Source organism: Tropicimonas marinistellae (assembly GCF_001509585.1).
Classification (GTDB): Bacteria; Pseudomonadota; Alphaproteobacteria; order Rhodobacterales; family Rhodobacteraceae; genus Tropicimonas; species Tropicimonas marinistellae.
In genome coordinates this window covers 176,947-195,665 of record NZ_LNCI01000008.1, presented here as the reverse complement: position 1 = coordinate 195,665, position 18,719 = coordinate 176,947, and the positions used below count along the sequence as shown (strand labels likewise).

The window sequence follows — 18,719 nt, the reverse complement described above, 5'->3', positions numbered from 1 at the left end:
CGATGTCTATCTGAGCGTCACGGAACCGCGGGCCGCACGCCCGGCGGAATCTATGACCGAGAGTGTGACGGAGCCCGGACCCTCGACGTCCACAATGCTCTCACGTGCGCGCGTCTGCCGCACCAGTGGCGCTCCGTTGACCAGCCAAGTGAATGGCGGCGTCCCATCCCGGACCTTGAGAACCAGCCCCTCCGGCGCATGCACCTCCGCACCGTCGGGTGGAAAGGCCAGTTTCGGCGCGTCGGCGGGTGTGGTGAAGGCCGCGTTGCGCAGACGAAACCGCTGCAGTGGCCGCGGTAGTTCGGCCGTGGGTACGAGCAGAACACTCGGTGGCGGCGGTGGCAGTGGCACAGTGCGAGATCCAACGATGTCGAAAACCTGAAACAACGCCGGCGCCGCCAAGGCGCCACCGAATGCCCCGGGAACGGAAGTGCCATCCGGTCGGCCGATCCAGACGCCGACGACATGCCGCCCGTCATATCCCAACGCCCAGGCATCGCGGTGGCCGTAGCTCGTGCCGGTCTTGTACGCGAGTTTCACCCTTGCGGCATGTGGAGGCGGGGCGACCCCAGAGAGGATGTGCCCGACTTGCCAAGCGGATTCGGGTGACAACACCAGCCGAGGCGACGGCAGGGGCGCATCCGTCACACTCGTATGCAGAGGCATCACGCGGCCGCCGCGGGCCAGTGATCCGTAGAGTCTCAAGAGATCTTCAAGTGTCACGCCGACTCCGCCGAGTGCGACGGCCAACCCGGGCGTGCCGTTTGGCAGAACCGGCGCCACGCCAGCCCGCCGCAACCGCGCCATCAGGCGTGGCGGGCCGATCGCTTCCGCAAGTTGCACGACAGGAACGTTGAGCGAAAGCTGAAGAGCTTGTGACACCCGTACCGTGCCACGAAACTGCCCGTCGAAATTGCCTGGCGCGTAACCGCCGAATGCAACCGGACGATCCTCGATCAATGTTTGGGGATGCGCGAGACCAAGGTCGAAGGCGAGGCCGTAGACAAGCGGTTTCAGGGTAGATCCTGGGGACCTCAGGGCGCGGGTCATGTCGACCCAGCCACCACGCCTTTCATCGACGTACCCGGCCGAACCAACGCTGGCGAGCACCGCGCCCGTCCGATGATCGGCCACCATGATTGCCGCTGACAAACGTTCTCCAGCGCCCGCCGCGACCTCGGCCGCCAGATACTCCAGCGCGATCTGCAGGTCTCGGTCCAGCGTGGTGGCATGAATGCTCCGCAACGGATGCTCCGCTCGCAACCGCTCGGCAAGGTGCGGGGCATGTGCGGGAAATGGCCGCCGAACCATCGGTACGGGTGTGCCACGTGCCGCCCGGGACGCCTCCGCTGAGAGAACGCCGGCGCGCACCATTCGCGACAATACCCTGTCGCGGGCTTCGGTAGCGCGCGCGTGTCCGCGATCCGGTCGCCGGGTCCCTGGCGATTGCGGCAGCGCGACCAGGAGCGCCACCTGTGCCGGTGTGAGCCGCCTTGGTTCCTTGCCGAAATACGCAAGCGTTGCTGCGCGTAGTCCTTCGAGGTTTCCCCCGAATGGCGCACGGTCGACATAGAGTGCGAGAATCTGGTCTTTCGACAGCTCGCGTTCCAATGCAAGCGCCACCCGCATCTGCCGCAACTTGCCCCTCACCTCGCCGGTCGTTCCGTTTTCGAGTAGCCGCGCCACCTGCATGGTCAGTGTTGAGCCACCGGACACAACCTCCCCATACCGGAGCGCTTGGCCCGCCGCCCGAGCCATCGCCAGCCAATCCACGCCCCGATGCCGGTAAAACCGTTTGTCCTCGTAGGTCACAAGCATCTGGAAATAGAGCGGGTCGACCCGGTCCGGGCGGGTAGCGAGCCGCCAGCGACCGTCCTCCACGGTGAAAGCCCGTAGCAGGCGGCCCTCGCGATCCAGAACCTCGACGGAGGTCTCGGACACGAGCACCGGCAATTCGGTGGCAACGATCCAGCGATCGACTGCGTCCCTCAGCGCCGCCGTCAGAAAAAGCAGCAGCGCCAGCAGCAGCACTCCGTGGCGCCTCACGGTACCACCATAACCCGGCCGCTGTCAGACCGGCCGCGGAATTGCGGGCGGTACATGTCCTCCACGCTGGCCGCCGGGTGGTGGTAGCTACCCGGCGTGATGGCCCGAACGATGTAGGCCAAGCGGAACGGCTCGCCGGACCGCCAGTCGACGGCAGCAAGAAACCGATCCGCACGAAACTCGGCAGTGCGCGTATCTGCGGTTTCCAGCCATGGTAGCTGCCGGATGTCGCCGCCGCGTACGAGGCTCGGATTGTCGATCTCAAACCCAGCCGGTAACGGGTCCACCACCATGAGCCGTGCCTCGACCATATCGAAGGGCGTGACGGTGAGCACGCTCACCAAGCGCGTGCCCAGCGGCACCTGCTCGGGAGAGGCCGGCACGCCATCCATGGTGAAATACGCTCGCTCGATTGCATAGCCGTTGCCGCCGCGGAGTTCCGGTTGGATCGGCACGCCAAACGTCGTCAATGTGAGTTCTGCTGTCCTGTTCGACGCATTGGTAACGACAACGGGGGCGACTGCGGTGCTATCCTCCAACATGCGCACCAGAGGTCCGGACGCGGGTTGGCCGTCGATCAGGAAATCGGCACTGTCGGACTCAATCAGAGCATGGGCCGCAAGCAGCGACCAGGCAGCTTCTTGTGTTGAGCGTGGTCGGCCGATCGACGTGACAGTTTGCGAAAGCAGCTCGCGGTCGACTGCCATGGTTCCAGCTTCCGAAGCCAGGGCGAGAACACCGGCACGATCCCGTAGGTTGGTACCGTAGTCGGCCCGCCAAAGCGGCGTCGCCTCGTCCTGCATTGAGGACAGGAGCTGGTCGGCAGCAAAGGCGAACATGCGATCCGCACGGGTTTGGTCACCGTAGAGCGCCAACGCCGCGCCGAGTTGCGCCATGGCCAGCGGCGTTGCAAACGCCCGACCCTTCACGTCTGCATAGTACCTCAGATCGCCGACGGGCACCGCTCCTTCGCGAGCCAGCACGAACAACGCATAAGCCACGTCCTCGCCTCCGGTCTCGAAGTCCGGCGCGTAGTTCAACTTGTTGCGCAGGTTGTCCAGCGCCTGGGAAAAGGCGCGCTCAGGGACGGTATGCCCATGCGTTCGCACACGCGCCAGGAAATCCGTAACATACGCATCCAGCCAGAAGTCGTCTTCGCCCGGGTGCCAAAGGCCGAACCCACCGCTTGTGGATTGCCTCGAAAGCACGGTGTCGACGGCCTGCCCAATCCGCTCTGTAACCGTCTCGCCATTGCCGAGTCCCATCGCGCGCGAAACGTGATCGAAGTAGAGCAAAGGCAACGCTTGGCTTGTGACCTGCTCGGTACATCCATAGGGATACCGATCGAGCGCCCGCAAGAGACCCGGTGCATCGAACCGCCCCAGCGGGCCAATCGCCAGCGTGGCTGACCCGGTACCGGGAACAAACCCGGCGAAGACGTCTGTCGACAGGGAGAACCGCGCGCCCGGCGCGAGGGAGAAACGGGAGGTCCGCGCGCTTTCCGGATCGTTGACCACGATCGGAAGTGTCAGGTTTTTCTCCAGTCGATCGCCGCCGGGTGTCACCAACGCGATGTCGATGGTGGCAACTCCCGATGCCTCCGCCTGCATCGGCACTGCCAGCCGCTCTGTCGCCCCTTCGGACAGAGAAATCTCCGCGGGCACGGCACTTGTGTCGAGTACTATCCCATCGGCTGCGAGTGACAGGTGCGTAGTCCCGGTTGCTCCCTCTGCCTGCGTAAACTCAACCAGCAATCGGCTATCATCCCCCGGCGCCAGGAACCGGGGCAGCGACGCTGTGAGCACCACCGGATCGCGCACCAGGACATCTGCCGATGCCTCGCCAACCGCGTCGGCGCTCCACACGACAGCCATCAGTTTTACCTGCCCATTAAAGGCCGGAAGGTTGAACCGTGCCCGCGCATAGCCGTCTGTCCCGACCTCGACAGGGCCGGAAAAAAACGCCACCAAGTCCTCGGTGGGCGGCGGACTCTGCATGCGCATCTCTGCCATGGCGTCGCCACCGGATCGAATGCGCCCACGCACGCCGGTCCGTCCGTCGATCAGCCGGCCGTAGAGGTCGCGCAGCCCCATTCCGAGTTTTCGCTGACCGAAGTAGTAGCCAGAGGCGTCGGGCGGCTGATGACCGGTGAGGTTCAGGATCCCCTGATCGACGGCAGCAATCGTGGCGAAGGCTTCCGTACCGGGTGCGATCCCCTCCACCCTCAGCGCCACGTCAAGGGGCGCGCGCGGGGGCGCCGTGGACGGCACATCAAAGGTTGCGTTGAGCCGCGCGGCGCCAGGGTCGATTGCCGCATGCGCCAGACCGAGCGCCCTTACCGGCCCGCGCGCCGCCGGCACGTCGGCATCCCCGTCGAGCGGGCGGAAAAACGACGCGGTGACGTAGGCGCCAGCGCCCCAATCATCCGTCACGGGCAGGTCGACTACGGTCTCCCCCGCCGGGAGCTCCAGCGTCTTCATTGCGATCAGCCGGTTGGAAACGACTGTCACCAGGGCCTTTCCCGCCTGCCGAGGGACAACGCGAAGATACGCCGTTTCACCCGGTAGATAGGCGGGTTTGTCGAGCGATACCTCGAGCATGTCCGGCGTCGACGAAGCGTCTGCCGGCGCGAACCAGCCCGCATGGAAGTCGACCGACGAAGCCACGTAAGGGCCGTCGCTGCGTTCCACGACTAACTCGTAGCGCCCCCAGTCGACCGGAGCCGCGACGCGAACAGGATCAACGCCGAGCATAGCTTCGCCGGACGCAACCGGGCTGCGCCGGGTAACGGGTTCCCAGTCCCAGTTTCCGTATTGTGAGAACCACTGATAACGGGTTTCGATCCGGTTCAGCTTCCAGGAAACCCGCATGGGCATTGCAGCCCCACTCGTACCCACGGCGATCAGGTCGAAGATCGCCTCGGTTCCTTCCGGCACAACGCCATCGAACGCCGGGCGGATTCCGACAAGCGGAGCCGCCGGAGCCAGCGCACGGACCAGACGACGTTCCACAGGGCGGCCCGAGCCTTCGGCGACTCGCACTGTGACATGTGCTTCCAACGGGCCGTTTGGCGCATCGACTTGCGGAAACTCGACCGGGAACTCTGCTTCGCCCACGTCATTCGTACGAGCGGCGGCCAGCACCGCCATGTGTGGTGAGAAAGGCGCATCGTGCAGACCAAACCGGAATCCGGGAAAGCCTCGAATGCCGTCGGCAGCGCGCAGTTGCACCTCTCCTTCGACTGGCAGGTCGCCACCCGGCGCACCGAAAAGGTACGTTGCGGACACCTGCAGCAGCGGGCTGTCCATCAAGCCAAACTCTGTATCTGGCAACTGCAAGTTCACGTCGATCCGTTCAGGCAGGAAATCCTCGACCAGCACCGTCTGGCTGGCGAGTGCCGGCATCTCCGGGTCAGCGTGGATTGCCAGTCGCCAGGTCCCACGCGGCACAGTCGCCCCGACCGAAAGCGAAAAGACGTGCCCGCCAACACGGCCTCCGTCACTCACAACGCGGCTGTATTCCACACCGTCGGGACGTGTCAGGACGGCGGTCAACGGCAGCATGTCGATAGCGCGCGCATTTCCGTCACGGGCAAGCACTGTGGCGTGGACGGTCTCGCCCGCGCGATAGGCGCCGCGATCCGTTGCGAGGAAAACGTCTATCGGTCCTGCCGCCGGGCGGCCCTCCACGCCCCGGTCGGAAAGGTCGAACTCGGGGTCCGTCAACGGCAGGAAGGCCATATCCTCGGTACCACGGCGAACGACTACGAGCGCCGGCGATGCCCCTCCGTGCCCTGTCATCAGGCCGGGCGCAAAATGCGCGTAGCCCTGGTCATCCATCTCGGCGACCGCGAGCACGCGGTTGGACCGCGACACGAGAGAGGCTTCCGCCCCGGCGAGCGGTTCGGCGCTGCCAAGCCCGCGCGCGAAAACGTGTAACCCGTCCACACCGCTCATGCTCGACAGACCAATATCGGAAATCACGAACCACTGCGTCGCTGGCGCCAACTCATGGGCTTCCGTGCCGGGAACAGCCGCTCTGAGGACATAGAGCCCGGGAGGAAGGCCGTCGACCGCATCGGTCATCGGCAGAAGCGTCGTGACATCCTTGTTGAGTGCAGACGCCACCTCTCCGGTGCCGGACCAGACCTCCTCGGCCAGCGAGTCCGCGAAGCGCCGGTCCTCCCATTCTGATAGCGGCTGACCGAACAGGTTATCCTGGATCATCTGGATCAGATTGCGGTCACTCACCCGCCGAAGGGTCAGTTCAACCTCCGACAAGTTGACCGTGACGATCGGCAGGGCGGCGTCTGGTACCCGCGGCAGAACGAAGGCCCGGCCCGGAAACCGCGCCGACGGTGCACGATCGCGAACGTAGATATTGAGCGAAACGTCCCGCAGCATCCGCTCGCCCGATGTGGAGGGCAGGCCCGCGCGGAAAGATGCCGAATATCGGCGACCGTGTTCGAGACCACCAACGCAGATCTGCCGCCCGTCAGCCTCGACCGAAAGGCTTTCGCCCGGAACCCGGAGATAGGGTGCATAATCCGTACCTTCGTCCAGCGCTTCGCTGAACGTCACGCAGAATTCGGGCGCGGCGATATCGCTGTGTACCTCGTGATCGACAATACGGAATCCGTACGCCCCGATTGCCCGATCCAGGGCCGCGGATACCCGCGGGTTCGGTGCGACGGATTCTGCCAGTCGAAGGGCCGGTATGGCCGCAGGCCCCCGGTTCGCCGCCTCAAGAGCTTCGGCCATTGTCTGCAGGATTTCTCCGCGCAGGGTGGGAGCGGCCGCACGGAGGTATGCGTTTATCGTCGCCGGCAAGGCACGCGCTCGAAGGCGCCGCGTTTGCGACCTGTCACCGCCCGTTGCCTGAAGTGCGTGCCGCGCGTAATCCAGCCAATGATCCGGTCGATCAGTCAGGACGACGGCGCCGCCCGCCCAACGCATTGCCGCGGCCGCATCGCCCCGGTCCTGTGCCTCGCGCACAGCTGCCTCCAGTGCCTCGACCGTCCAGCCACCAACGATATGTCTGCGCGGCAGTTCCTCAGCCTCAGCCCGGGCAAATTCGAGATCGCCGGATTGAATGAACGGAAGTTCGGCGGCTCGGAGCCGTGCCCGTTCCATCACCCCCGGTGGCCTATTGACCACGATGGCGGACAGCGCCCCTTCGTACGGCTCCCGCCGGATCATCTCCCGCTTGGGAAAACAACTGTTCGATCGCCCGTTGAACGTGAATGCAGTGCAGGCCGCGTCATTCAGGCAGGCGTTACGACATGCCTCATAGGTCGTGTCAAACAACGCCCGTAGGTCCGCGCCGTAATAATCCATGTCCCGCTCCACAATCACCCGACGCTGAGGAATGGTATCCTCAGCCGGTTGCGCAGCCGTCGAGATCGGATGAATAATTGCGGCAGCGAGAATGAGAACGGGCGTCAGGATGCGGCGCATGGGAAATCTGCTCCCTGAAATGATCTTGCTTTAACGGTCGCACGGCGCGGTCCCGTTTGACAACGATTCCCCACGACGTATCCCGCGCCGATTAAATCTCCTTTCACCTAGTCACGTCAGGATCTTCGCAAGGCCCCCGGCCCTGTTGCCGCCCCCTTGGAGATTCGGACGATGAAACTGACGGACAAGCTGGCATCGGAGCGCCGGGCTCGACTAGCAGCCGAACGGCTTCTGGATCTCAAGAGCCGCGAACTGTTCGAGGCAAACCGGAAACTATCCAAACACGCCCTGAAACTCTCCGATCAGATTGTGGAACAGAGGGAAGAAGTGCGTGTTGTCCGAAACGAGGCAGAACAACTCAAGGACCGCGCCGCGCAGACCCAGGAGGAGTTGGCGCGCGCCGAAGAAATGGTTGAAACGGCAGAGCGCAGATTGTGGGATTCGGTGGAGACGATTGCCGACGGTTTTGCGGTATTCGACCAGCAGGACCGGTTAATTGCCGCGAATTCTGCCTGGCTCGCACTCTTTGACTACTCTGAAACGATCCAGCCCGGAATTCCTTACCTCGAGGTCCTACGTCTCGCGACCGATGAAGGATTTGTCGATACTGGCGATTCTAGCCCCAGCGACTGGATCGGTGAGATGCTGGACAGATGGGATGGGCCGGAAATTCCGGAAGTGACCATCCGGTTGTGGAACGGGCAGTATTGCCGAATGCTGGATCGCCGCTCTCGAGACGGCGACATGGTGTGCCTGGCGCTGGACATAACATCGATGATTGCCCGCGAGGAGGAACTGCGCGAGGCCAGAACACGCGCCGAGGCCGCGAGCCGGGCAAAGTCGGCTTTCCTTGCCAACATGAGCCACGAACTACGAACCCCAATGAACGGGGTTGTGGCAATGACCGAGTTGCTGCTGGAAAGCGAGTTGGACGAAGAACAACGGCTCTACCTGCGCACGATCCGCAGTTCCGGGGAAGCGCTTCTGTCCATCATTAACGACGTTCTGGATTTCTCGCGCCTGGAAGCAGAGCACGTGACGCTGCGCCCGGAGCCGTTCGACATGGAGCGTATGCTGCACGAAGTCCTGACCCTTGTCGCTCCGATGGCGCGCGACAAGGGGCTGGACCTTCATGTGGACTACGATCTCTTCTTGCCGACGACGCTGGTCGGCGACCCTGGCCGCATCCGGCAGGTTCTGACGAATCTCATCGGCAATGCCGTGAAGTTCACGGAAAAAGGCTATGTGCTCGTTCGGTTGGTCGGCATGGAGGCGGAGGAAAACTCCTGGCAGATTCATGTCACCGTGGAGGACACGGGGATCGGTATCGAACCGGAAATGCAGGAGCACATCTTCGCCTCCTTCGCCCAGGTGGAGGAAGACAAGAACCGGAGCTTCGAGGGCACGGGGTTAGGTCTGGCGATCAGCCGGGAGATTGTAACCCGTATGGGTGGAGATATCTGGGTTGAGTCGGAGAAGGGCAAGGGCTCCTGCTTCGGCTTCGGCGTAACCCTTCCCGGGACGGAGCCGCGGCGTCCCGCTCCGCGCGGGTTGGAACCCGGACAGGTGCGCGCCATGATGGTCGGCAGCGGCGACGACTTGGACCAGGTGATCCTCACAAAGCAACTCCGGCAGTTGGGGTTGCAGGTCCGTCAGGCGGGCGGTGGCAGCGATGCGCTCGCCGCCCTACGGACGGAGGCTCCGCCACAGATCGTCATGATCGATGAGCACCTACCCGACACGACCGGCACGGATCTCGCGGCTGCACTTCGCCGGGCGGGCTTGCACACGGCCACGGTCCTTTTGTGCGCCGATCCACACAATGCTGCAGCGCCTGCGGTGCAGGCAGCCGTCGACGCGACGCTGGTCCGCCCCATCCTTCGCAGCCAGTTGTTCCGAACGCTTTCGACGTTGGCTGCCACCGCGACCAACCCTGCGGCACCCCTGAAGGCTTCGATCCCTTCGTGCAAAGAAGACACCTCGGAAGCACCGCCAAGCGAACAAGCCATGGAAACCGGAGTGCCGGCGGTCACCTTTTCATCGCGCCGCCGCGTGCCCACCCGGTCCGGACCCGCTCCTGAACAACCATCGCCCGGAGTGACACGACCGTCAGGGGCACAATCAACGTCGGCGCCGCTTGAACCCGGACCCTCTGCAACGCGCGTTGACCAGCCACGAATGCGCGTCCTCGCCGCCGAGGACAACCGCACCAACCAGTTCGTATTCCAAAAGATCATAAAGGAACTCGACATCGACCTCGCCTTCGCGTCAAACGGTCAGGAAGCAATTGACCTTTTTGGAAGCTTCGCGCCGGACTTGGTATTCATGGACATTTCCATGCCCATCGTTGACGGCAAGGAAGCGACACGCCGCATTCGCGAGACAGAACGGCCCGAACGCCGCATCCCGATCATAGCCCTTACCGCAAATGCCTTGTCGGAAGACCGGGAGGAAATCATCGCTTCCGGGCTCGACGACTACCTGACGAAACCTTTGCGCAAGGACCCCATCATCGAAATGATCACGTCGCACTGCCCGCCCGGCCGCCGTCCGCCGGTCAACCCGTTGCCCACTGCTGCGGAATGAGTGGCAACCTGCGGTTAACGCTCTTCAAGCGGCGTCGCGGTTCTGATCGCAACGGAGAAAAACCGGGCGATCTGGGTCGGAGCGATGCCGATCGAATGCATACCCACCCGCATCGAACTCTGCGAGCGACCGTGGGTCCGTTAGGCGGTTCTGCACGATGAACCTGGCCATCGCCCCGCGGGCTTTCTTTGCATAGAAACTGACGACCTTCGGCCCGCCCGGCCGATCCTCGAGAAACACCGGCGTTACGATCCGCAACCCGAGAGACGCCTCTGGGACTGCCCCGAAATACTCCTGGCTCGCGCAGTTCACCAACACGTCCGTACCGATTTCGGCGGCTGTTTCGTTGAGCGCACGAGACAGCCGGTCAGCCCAGTATTCATACAACGAGCGGCCCCGGTCGGTCTTCAACCGGCAGCCCATTTCCAGCCTGTATGGCTGGATCGCGTCGAGTGGACGCAACAGGCCGTAAAGCCCCGACAAAATCCGCAAATGCCGCTGCGCCCATTCCAGTTCGTCCGGCTCGAGCGATCGCGCCTCAAGTCCAGCATAGGTATCGCCGGCAAATCCGAATGCCGCTGGGCGCGTTGCATCCGGTGCCGGGTCCGGTTCAAACGCAGCGAACCGCCCCGAGTTGAGTCGTGCAAGTTCGGCACTGATGCCCATGAGCGCCTGGAGGTCCCCTGTCGACAACCGGCTCGCGACCGTGGCGAGTTCGACCGCGGCATCGGAGAACGCGGGTTGTGACATGGTTTTGCCGGGCACTGCGGACCAGTCAAGGCGTTTCGCCGGCGAGATAACAACGAGCATTCGGAACTCCTGCCAAATTCTGCGGACCGGAACCTAGCGCATGTACCGGCGGATTCCACCCCGATCACGACGCTTCTTCGAGAACCTCGAGGAAGGCCGAGCCGAAGCGCTCGACCTTTTGCATTCCCATGCCAGGAATGCGCGACATATCCTCCAGTGAACCCGGCCGCCGTTCCGCAATCTGGCGTAGCGTCGACTGGGTGCATGTCAGGAACTTGTCGATCCCATCTGGCCCCCTTACCAACTCGCTCTGCACCGCTTGCAGCCGATCGAACACCTGACCCTCCGCGCGACCGGCAAGTCGCCGGCGGGCGGGGTGCATTGGCGTTTTGCCGGCACCTGAGACGACCTCCAGGAAATCCGCGCCGTATCGTTCCAGCTTGGTCGCACCGACACCGGCGATCTGTGCCATTTCGTCAAGCGTGCAAGGCCGGCGCTCTGCCATCTCGATCAGCGTGCGGTCGTTGAAAACGACATAAGCGGGAACCCGCGCTGCTTCCGCTATCGCGCGACGCTTTGCCTTTAGTGCGGACAAAAGCGGTGCGTCCTCCTCGCTCACAAGCGTCCGAACGACTGGCCGGTCCTTTGCACGCTCGACACTGTCCTTACGCAGCGTGATCGAGGCCTCGCCGCGGAGGATCGGGCGCGCAGCGTCGGTCATCCGAAGCGCCCCGTGCCGCTCCGGATCGGGGCGTACCAGGTCGTGCCCCATCATTTGCCGGAACACAGCCTGCCATTGGCGCCTGTCATATTCGGTTCCAACGCCGAAGGTCGGCAGTGACTCGTGGCCGCGAGCGGAGACCTTGTCAGTCACGATACCCAGCAGGATGTCCGTAAGATGGCCGGTGCCAAAAAACTCCCCCGTCCGGAGGATTGCCGAGAGCGCTTTGCGGACCGCAGTTGTGCCATCGAATGTCTCTGGCGGCCGGTCGCAAAGGTCGCAATGCCCGCACGGTTCTTCCGGCGCTTCACCGAAGTACGCCAATAATGCCTGCCGCCGACACCCCAATGCTTCGGCCAGACCGAGCAGTGCATTCAGCCGCGCATGATCCGCCGCCTTGCGTTCCGGTGGGGCAAGACTCTCATCGATCTGCGAGCGGCGCAGCCGAATATCGTCAGGGCCGAAGAGCGTCAGCGTCTCGGCAGGCGCTCCATCCCGGCCGGCGCGGCCGATTTCCTGGTAGTAGGCCTCGATGGATTTCGGCAGGTCGGCATGCGCCACCCATCGGATATCGGGTTTGTCCACTCCCATACCGAAGGCGACAGTCGCCACGACGATCAATCCGTCCTCGCTCTGGAACCGGTGTTCCACTTCGCGCCGCGCATCGGGCTCCATGCCGCCGTGGTAGTGGCAGGCCGCGTGCCCGGCTTCGCCGAGAGCCCGGGCCAGCCCCTCCGTTTTTGAGCGCGTACCGCAGTAGACGATACCGGGAAGCCCCTTTCGCGCAGCGGCAAAACCAAGAATCTGATTTCGCGGCGACTTTTTGGCCTGAAAGGCGAGGTGGATGTTTGGCCGGTCGAACCCGTGCAGGAAGACCCGCGGTGCGCACCCGTCAAAGAGCCGCGTGACGATTTCTTCCCGGGTTTCCTCGTCGGCCGTCGCCGTGAAGGCGGCCAGCGGGACGCCGAGTGCCTGTCGCAGATCCCCGATCCGCAGATAGTCCGGACGGAAGTCGTGGCCCCACTGGCTCACGCAATGGGCCTCGTCTACTGCGATGAGCGAAACACCCGCGCGGCGGAGCAAGTTGGCAGCTGCACCAGAGGCCAACCGTTCGGGAGCCATGTAAAGGAGCTTTAACGCACCGCGATCCAACGCATCGAACACTGCATCTGTTTCCTCCGGCGTGTTGCCGGAGGTCAGTGCTCCGGCGGCGACCCCAGCGGCGCGCAACGCGCGCACCTGGTCCCGCATCAGGGCGATCAGCGGTGAAATCACGACCGTCACGCCCTCGCGGCATAGCGCCGGGAGTTGGAAGCAGAGCGACTTGCCGCCGCCCGTCGGCATGATCGCCAGCGTGTTTTCGCCTGCGGTCACGGCTTCCACGATCTCCGCCTGACCCGAGCGGAACGCATCGAATCCGAAAACCGTCGACAGAAGGTCGTGGGGGTTAGGGGCGGCCATGGCCGGTCCTGCTGTGTTTTCTGCTGCTCGTTATTCGTGCAGCATTTCATACCGGGAATCGGTAAACAAGAGCAGGGAGCGGACCGGGATCAGTAGACGGAGCGGGCCAGTGCAGGCAGGAAGATGTCCCGCGCCGCGATGATCAGGATGAACACGGCCAGTGGCGCGAGATCCAGCGGCCTGGTATCTGGCAGGAACCGACGGATCGGCGCGTAGATCGGCTCCAGAAGCTTGTTCAGCCCGTCCCAGATACCGCGCACCAGAGGCTGATTGTAATTCAGGACGTTGAAGTTCAGCAGCCAGCTCATGATGATGTGCACGATCATGATGAAGAAGGCGACGCTGAGAAGCAGGTCGATGAACTGAATAATCGCGATCATGTGCTGTGGCTCCGATGCTTTTCGCGCGAAGGATGTAAGCTGCAGGCGCTCCATGCGCAACCGCTCTGCCGCAATGTAACAGTTGACGCGAACGTAAACATTCAGTTGACGGGAGACAGAAAAGGAGCCGCGCATGTATCCCGTCTTCCGTCTCGCCAAGGAAGTGTTCCGCGCCCGGAACGCGTCGACCTTGCCCCTGACCGGCACCCATGTGGCGCAGCACATCTGCTGGCCGTGGGACATCGACCCGTGGATGGAGCTCAATAATGGGCGCACGCTCACGCTCTACGATCTTGGCCGCGTGGCCCTGTTCTACCGGATCGGTATCGTGCCGCTGCTGAAGGCAAACGGCTGGGGCGGGACGATTGCCGGGTCTTCCTTCCGCTACCGCAAGCGAGTACGCGCCTTCGACCGCTATGAATTGCGCACGCGGATGATCGGCTGGGACGAGAAATTCTTCTACGCCGAGCAATCCATGTGGCGGACGGGAGAGTGCACGTCACACGGGCTCTTGCGGATGGCGATTACCGATCGCGATGGTCTGGTGCGGACCACCCGCGTAATCGAGGCGCTCGGCGGAATGACGGAGAGCCCACCCATACCAGGTTGGGTGATACGCTGGATCGACGCCGACGCCGATCGCCCCTGGCCGCCGATGCAGACTGCCTCGGAACGGGCCAAGATTGCGGCCTGACGGCAAAGCGGCTAGGCCAACGGGACAGGACCCGAAGGAGAGCCGATGACCGACCCCGTGCTGTTGACCGCCGACCTCGTACGGTGCCCATCCGTGACGCCAGAAGAGGGCGGCGCGCTTGTACTACTGGCGCGGTTGCTCGGAGCAGCGGGTTTCACCTGCACGCGGGTCGACCGCAACGGCACTCCCAACCTTTTTGCCCGCTGGGGCGCGAAGGGCCATGCGCGCAGCTTCGGGTTCAACGGACACACGGATGTGGTGCCAGTTGGCGACGAAGCTGCGTGGAGCGTGGCACCCTTCGCCGCTGAGATTCGCGACGGCATTCTCTGGGGGCGCGGCGCGGTGGATATGAAATCCGGCGTGGCGGCCTTTGCCGCTGCGGCGGTGGATTTGGTACGTGACGCACCGCCCGATGGCGCGATCCTCCTGGCGATCACCGGTGATGAGGAAGGCGACGCGACCGACGGGACTGTCGCATTGCTGGACTGGATGGCGGCGGAAGGCGAAGCAATGTCTGTTTGCCTCGTGGGCGAACCCACCTGCCCCAGCGAAATGGGCGAGATGATGAAGATCGGCCGGCGGGGGTCGATCACCGGCTGGTTCACGGCGCGCGGCGTGCAGGGCCATGTGGCCTATCCACACCGGGCAAAGAACCCCGTCGCGGCCATTGCGATGCTCGCGGCACGGCTTTCGGAGGCCAAACTGGATAACGGGACCGCGCACTTCGATCCGTCGACACTGGCCGTGACCACGATCGACGCCGGGAACCCTGCCACCAACGTGATCCCGGCGAGCTGCACAGCCACGGTGAACATCCGGTTCAACGATCTGCACGGCGGCGACAGCCTGACCGCCTGGATGGCAGCGCAGGCACAGGCGGTTTCGGAGGAAACCGGGGTGGAGATCGAACTACGTACCCGCGTTTCGGGTGAGGCGTTCGTGACGCCGCCCGGTCCGCTGTCGGATCTGGTCGCCAATGCCGTGCAAGTGGAATGCGGTCGTCGGCCGGAGCTGTCCACTTCCGGTGGCACCTCGGATGCCCGGTTCATGAAACACCATTGCCCGGTGGTGGAGTTCGGCCTCGTGGGCCAGACCATGCACGCGGTAGACGAGCGGGTTTCCGTGGAGCAAATTGGCCAACTCAAGGCGATCTACGATCGTATACTGCGCACCTATTTCACCTGACGATGCCCCAACCCCAGCTTCTCGTGATGCTCAAGGAACCACGGCCGGGTAGGGTCAAGACCCGACTGGGCCGTGAGATCGGCATGGTGGAGGCCGCGTGGTGGTTTCGCCATCAATCCCTTGACCTCCTGCGACGCCTCGAAGACCCGCGATGGACCCTCGTGCTCGCTGTTTCGCCCGATACCGAAGGAGCGGCATCGCGCATCTGGCCTGCGCACCTTCCGCGCCGTCCGCAGGGGCGTGGCGATCTGGGCGAGCGGATGCGGAGGCTTTTTCGCACGGCGCCGCCGGGGCCGGTCATACTTGTCGGTGCCGACATTCCCGGTATCCGTCGTAGTCACATCGCCAACGCCTTCTCCGCCCTCGGGCGCCACGACGCCGTGCTCGGCCCTGCGCCCGACGGCGGTTACTGGCTGATCGGCCTGAAGCGCCAGACACCGGCGCCCACCACGCTCTTTCGCAACGTCCGCTGGTCAACGCCTCATGCAAGGGATGATACGTTGCGGAGCCTCGACGGGTGCCGCGTTGCGATGACCGATTGGCTGGCTGATGTTGACGAGGCCCGCGACCTGCCAGCGCAGATCGGGCTTCCGTTGTCACGCGCGACCTGATCGTGGAGCCGCCAGCGTATTACAGCGCGCCGCCCCTCTTGGAAAAACCCGGCACAAACTGTATATCGGGGCCTCAACCCCAAAGGATCTGCCTCCATGCCAGCCAGCGCCCCCGTCACGCAGGACGTTGTCACCATTGCCCGCAAACTGCCCGAAACCGACCGGATCAACCTGGTTGGGCTGACGCGGCCGCAGTTGCGTGAAGTACTGATCGCGCATGGAACGCCGGAAAAGAAGGCCAAGATGCGGGTCGATCAGATCTGGCAGTGGATCTACCAGAAGGGTGTTCGCGACTTCGACGCTATGACCAATCTCGGTAAGGCGTATCGGGCAGACCTGTCGGACGCCTTCACCATCGAGGTGCCCGAGGTCGTCTCCCGGCAGGTCTCTGCGGATGGCACGCGGAAATACCTCCTGCGGATCGCCGGCGGGCACGAGGTGGAGACCGTCTACATCCCCGAAGAGGGGCGTGGCACGCTTTGCATCTCCAGCCAGGTCGGCTGCACGCTCACCTGTTCGTTCTGCCACACCGGGACGCAGAAACTCGTGCGTAACCTCACGGCCGGCGAGATCGTGGGCCAGGTCATGCTGGCGCGCGATGATCTGGGCGAGTGGCCGGAGCCCGGCCGCAACCCGAAGGACGAAACACGGCTGGTGTCCAACGTCGTGCTGATGGGCATGGGCGAGCCACTCTACAATTTCGATGCGGTGCGCGACGCTATGCAGATCGTCATGGACGGCGAAGGGATATCGCTCTCGCGCCGCCGTATTACGCTCTCGACCTCTGGCATCGTGCCGGAGATCGCGCGCGCCGCCGAAGAAATCGGATGCCTGCTTGCGGTGAGCTTTCACGCGACCACTGACGAGGTGCGTGACCGATTGGTACCGATCAACAAGAAGTGGAATATCGAGACTTTGCTGAACGCGTTGCGCGACTACCCGCGCCTCAGCAACTCCGAGCGGATCACGTTCGAATACGTGATGCTCAACGGCGTGAACGACAGCGACGCCGACGCGCGCCGTCTGGTCAAGCTCATCGCCGGCATCCCGGCCAAGATCAATCTGATCCCGTTTAACGAATGGCCCGGCGCGCCTTATGAGCGGTCCGACTGGGAGCGCATCGAGAGTTTCGCCGATATCATCTACAAGGCCGGTTACGCGAGCCCCATCCGGACCCCGCGCGGCGAGGATATCATGGCGGCCTGCGGCCAGCTCAAGTCGGCCACCGAACGTGCCCGCAAAAGCCGGGCCCAGATCGCGGCGGAAACCGGGGCGCGCGCCTAGGACGCGCGCCGTAACTTCAAGCTTCGGATTCCGAACCGGGCGCTCCGGCCTCCTGCCCATCCCCTGTCATGGCCATGAACAGCGCGCCGACACCATCGGAGATGAGCTGAACACCAAGCAGAATTCCCAGCACGCTCACCGCCGATTGCGGGAAGTTGGTGAAGATCATCACCGCCAGTATCAGCGTGACGACGCCCGACAGAAGAATTGGCCAGAAGAACCGCCGGTCCTTGAGAGACAGCGCCAGCACGATCTTGGTAATTCCGCCGACAGCAAACAAGATCGCCACCATTACTGTCAGAGTCACCATGCCCTGAAGCGGATTGTTGAGGATGGTGATGCCGAGATAGATCGCCAGCGCACCCATCAGCAGAGTCCAGATCTTGGCGCCGATGCCCGATACCCGGAAGCCGGCGACGAGTTCCAGCACTCCGATGATCAGGAACATCCAGGCCGCGATCGTGGTGGCCGCCAGGCTGGCAGCAAAAGGATTGGCCAGGGCGAAAACACCGCCGACAATGGCCAGGAGGCCCATCAGGATCCACAATATGCGGTTGGTCATATCTGTCGCTCCAAGTGATTGAATAATCAGTCCCTTGGTGCGCCCATCCACGCCAAATAGCAACGATTCCCGCGCATTTAACGCCGGGGCATCCTCCGGATTACCGCCCGGGGATCACCCCACGCTTGGTACCGGCTCCGTCCCAAGTGTCGATCGCCGTCACCGCCTCTTCGGCAGTCTCCACGATACGGAACAGCGTGAGGTCATCGTCGCTGATCGTGCCCACCTCGGCCAACGCCTCGAAATCGATCACACGTTCCCAGAAATCCCGACCGAAGAGCAAGAACGGAACCTGCCGCATCCGCCCGGTCTGGATCAGGGTGAGCGCCTCGAACAATTCGTCCATGGTGCCAAATCCACCGGGGAAGATGGCGATGGCACGGGCGCGCATCAGGAAATGCATTTTTCGCACACCGAAGTAGTGGAAATTGAAGCACAGTTCCGGTGTTACGTATTGGTTTGGCGCCTGTTCGTGCGGCAGCACGATGTTGAGGCCGATGGACTTGCCACCCGCGTCGGCCGCGCCACGGTTGCCGGCCTCCATGACGCCCGGACCACCCCCCGTGACAATGATGTCCTCCCGCCCACCGGACCGTGCGAGGCTGCGCTCGGTCATGATGCGGGCGAACCTGCGCGCCTCTTCGTAGAAGCGGCTCATCTCTGCCATTGCGGGCGTCGTGGCCTCCGTTGTCTGCTCAGGCGGCTTGATCCGGGCGCCGCCAAACAAGACGATGGTGGAATCGACGCCCTGCTCGGTCATCATGATTTCGGGCTTGAGAAGCTCGAGTTGGAGCCGCACCGGCCGCAATTCGTCCCGCAGAATGAAGTCCAAGTCGTCATAGGCCAGCCGATACACGGGCGAACGTGTCTGCTCGGTGTCCGGAACGCCGGAGGTGGACCGGATGTCCTCCTGTGCGTCGCGGAAGGATCGGTTTCGGGGATCGTCGTTCATTGCGCCTGTTGCCCTCGTTTTAACGCACGAA

Annotated in this window: 12 protein-coding genes; 5 read left to right on the top strand and 7 right to left on the bottom strand. The window is 63.6% G+C overall.

Features of this window, described 5'->3' with window-relative positions; translation table 11 throughout:
* Nucleotides 1-6: 6 nt before the first annotated feature.
* Both pbpC and ARC39_RS17960 read right to left on the bottom strand, forming a co-directional pair.
* Complete coding sequence (gene pbpC, locus ARC39_RS17965) at nucleotides 7-2,046, bottom strand: penicillin-binding protein 1C (RefSeq protein WP_068116217.1); 2,040 nt, start codon at nucleotides 2,044-2,046, stop codon at nucleotides 7-9.
* Nucleotides 2,043-7,502 carry an alpha-2-macroglobulin family protein gene (locus tag ARC39_RS17960; protein WP_068116216.1) on the bottom strand — a complete coding sequence of 1,820 codons (5,460 nt, stop codon included), beginning with the start codon at nucleotides 7,500-7,502 and terminating at the stop codon, nucleotides 2,043-2,045. The genes pbpC and ARC39_RS17960 overlap by 4 nt, the downstream gene beginning before the upstream one ends.
* 171 nt (nucleotides 7,503-7,673) lie before the next feature.
* Here ARC39_RS17960 and ARC39_RS17955 point away from each other — a divergent pair, with 171 nt between their 5' ends.
* Nucleotides 7,674-10,088: a response regulator gene (locus ARC39_RS17955; protein ID WP_068116215.1), complete on the top strand. Its 2,415-nt coding sequence runs from the start codon at nucleotides 7,674-7,676 to the stop codon at nucleotides 10,086-10,088.
* A 24-nt stretch (nucleotides 10,089-10,112) separates the two neighbouring features.
* Here ARC39_RS17955 and yaaA read toward each other — a convergent pair whose 3' ends face one another.
* From yaaA to ARC39_RS17940, 3 genes are all read right to left on the bottom strand, one after another.
* Nucleotides 10,113-10,898 carry a peroxide stress protein YaaA gene (gene yaaA, locus ARC39_RS17950; RefSeq protein ID WP_068116214.1) on the bottom strand — a complete coding sequence of 262 codons (786 nt, stop codon included), beginning with the start codon at nucleotides 10,896-10,898 and terminating at the stop codon, nucleotides 10,113-10,115.
* Between the two features lie 64 nt (nucleotides 10,899-10,962).
* On the bottom strand, nucleotides 10,963-13,020 hold the full coding sequence (gene recQ / locus ARC39_RS17945; protein ID WP_068116213.1) for a DNA helicase RecQ: 2,058 nt from the start codon (nucleotides 13,018-13,020) through the stop codon (nucleotides 10,963-10,965).
* Nucleotides 13,021-13,109: 89 nt separating this feature from the next.
* The gene (locus ARC39_RS17940; RefSeq protein WP_068116302.1) at nucleotides 13,110-13,400 is read right to left on the bottom strand and encodes a YggT family protein; all 291 of its coding nucleotides are present in this window, start codon (nucleotides 13,398-13,400) and stop codon (nucleotides 13,110-13,112) included.
* 133 nt (nucleotides 13,401-13,533) lie between these two features.
* Between ARC39_RS17940 and ARC39_RS17935 the strand changes: the two genes are divergently transcribed.
* The 4 genes from ARC39_RS17935 to rlmN all read left to right on the top strand — a co-directional run bounded on the left by ARC39_RS17935 (nucleotide 13,534) and on the right by rlmN (nucleotide 17,174).
* Entirely contained in the window at nucleotides 13,534-14,094 is a 561-nt protein-coding gene (locus ARC39_RS17935; protein WP_068116212.1) for an acyl-CoA thioesterase, read from the top strand.
* A 45-nt stretch (nucleotides 14,095-14,139) separates the two neighbouring features.
* Nucleotides 14,140-15,279, top strand: coding sequence for a succinyl-diaminopimelate desuccinylase (dapE, locus tag ARC39_RS17930; RefSeq protein ID WP_068116211.1), 1,140 nt, complete (start codon nucleotides 14,140-14,142; stop codon nucleotides 15,277-15,279).
* Between the two features lie 2 nt (nucleotides 15,280-15,281).
* A complete protein-coding gene (locus tag ARC39_RS17925; protein WP_068116210.1) occupies nucleotides 15,282-15,890 on the top strand; it encodes a TIGR04282 family arsenosugar biosynthesis glycosyltransferase in 609 nt (202 codons plus the stop codon).
* A gap of 96 nt (nucleotides 15,891-15,986) precedes the next feature.
* Nucleotides 15,987-17,174: a dual-specificity RNA methyltransferase RlmN gene (gene rlmN / locus ARC39_RS17920; protein ID WP_068116209.1), complete on the top strand. Its 1,188-nt coding sequence runs from the start codon at nucleotides 15,987-15,989 to the stop codon at nucleotides 17,172-17,174.
* Nucleotides 17,175-17,190: 16 nt separating this feature from the next.
* Here rlmN and ARC39_RS17915 read toward each other — a convergent pair whose 3' ends face one another.
* The gene (locus ARC39_RS17915; RefSeq protein ID WP_236545302.1) at nucleotides 17,191-17,736 is read right to left on the bottom strand and encodes an HdeD family acid-resistance protein; all 546 of its coding nucleotides are present in this window, start codon (nucleotides 17,734-17,736) and stop codon (nucleotides 17,191-17,193) included.
* A 100-nt stretch (nucleotides 17,737-17,836) separates the two neighbouring features.
* On the bottom strand, nucleotides 17,837-18,688 hold the full coding sequence (locus ARC39_RS17910; RefSeq protein WP_068116208.1) for an LOG family protein: 852 nt from the start codon (nucleotides 18,686-18,688) through the stop codon (nucleotides 17,837-17,839).
* Nucleotides 18,689-18,719: the final 31 nt, after the last annotated feature.

What these genes read in the sequence shown, in the direction of transcription:
- ARC39_RS17960 (WP_068116216.1), bottom strand. Translation starts at nt 7,502, where the DNA reads ATGCGCCGCATCCTGACGCCCGTTCTCATTCTCGCTGCCGCAATTATT.
- ARC39_RS17955 (WP_068116215.1), top strand. Translation starts at nt 7,674, where the DNA reads ATGAAACTGACGGACAAGCTGGCATCGGAGCGCCGGGCTCGACTAGCA.
- yaaA (WP_068116214.1), bottom strand. Translation starts at nt 10,898, where the DNA reads ATGCTCGTTGTTATCTCGCCGGCGAAACGCCTTGACTGGTCCGCAGTG.
- recQ (WP_068116213.1), bottom strand. Translation starts at nt 13,020, where the DNA reads ATGGCCGCCCCTAACCCCCACGACCTTCTGTCGACGGTTTTCGGATTC.
- ARC39_RS17940 (WP_068116302.1), bottom strand. Translation starts at nt 13,400, where the DNA reads ATGATCGCGATTATTCAGTTCATCGACCTGCTTCTCAGCGTCGCCTTC.
- ARC39_RS17935 (WP_068116212.1), top strand. Translation starts at nt 13,534, where the DNA reads ATGTATCCCGTCTTCCGTCTCGCCAAGGAAGTGTTCCGCGCCCGGAAC.
- dapE (WP_068116211.1), top strand. Translation starts at nt 14,140, where the DNA reads ATGACCGACCCCGTGCTGTTGACCGCCGACCTCGTACGGTGCCCATCC.
- ARC39_RS17925 (WP_068116210.1), top strand. Translation starts at nt 15,282, where the DNA reads ATGCCCCAACCCCAGCTTCTCGTGATGCTCAAGGAACCACGGCCGGGT.
- rlmN (WP_068116209.1), top strand. Translation starts at nt 15,987, where the DNA reads ATGCCAGCCAGCGCCCCCGTCACGCAGGACGTTGTCACCATTGCCCGC.
- ARC39_RS17915 (WP_236545302.1), bottom strand. Translation starts at nt 17,736, where the DNA reads ATGACCAACCGCATATTGTGGATCCTGATGGGCCTCCTGGCCATTGTC.
- ARC39_RS17910 (WP_068116208.1), bottom strand. Translation starts at nt 18,688, where the DNA reads ATGAACGACGATCCCCGAAACCGATCCTTCCGCGACGCACAGGAGGAC.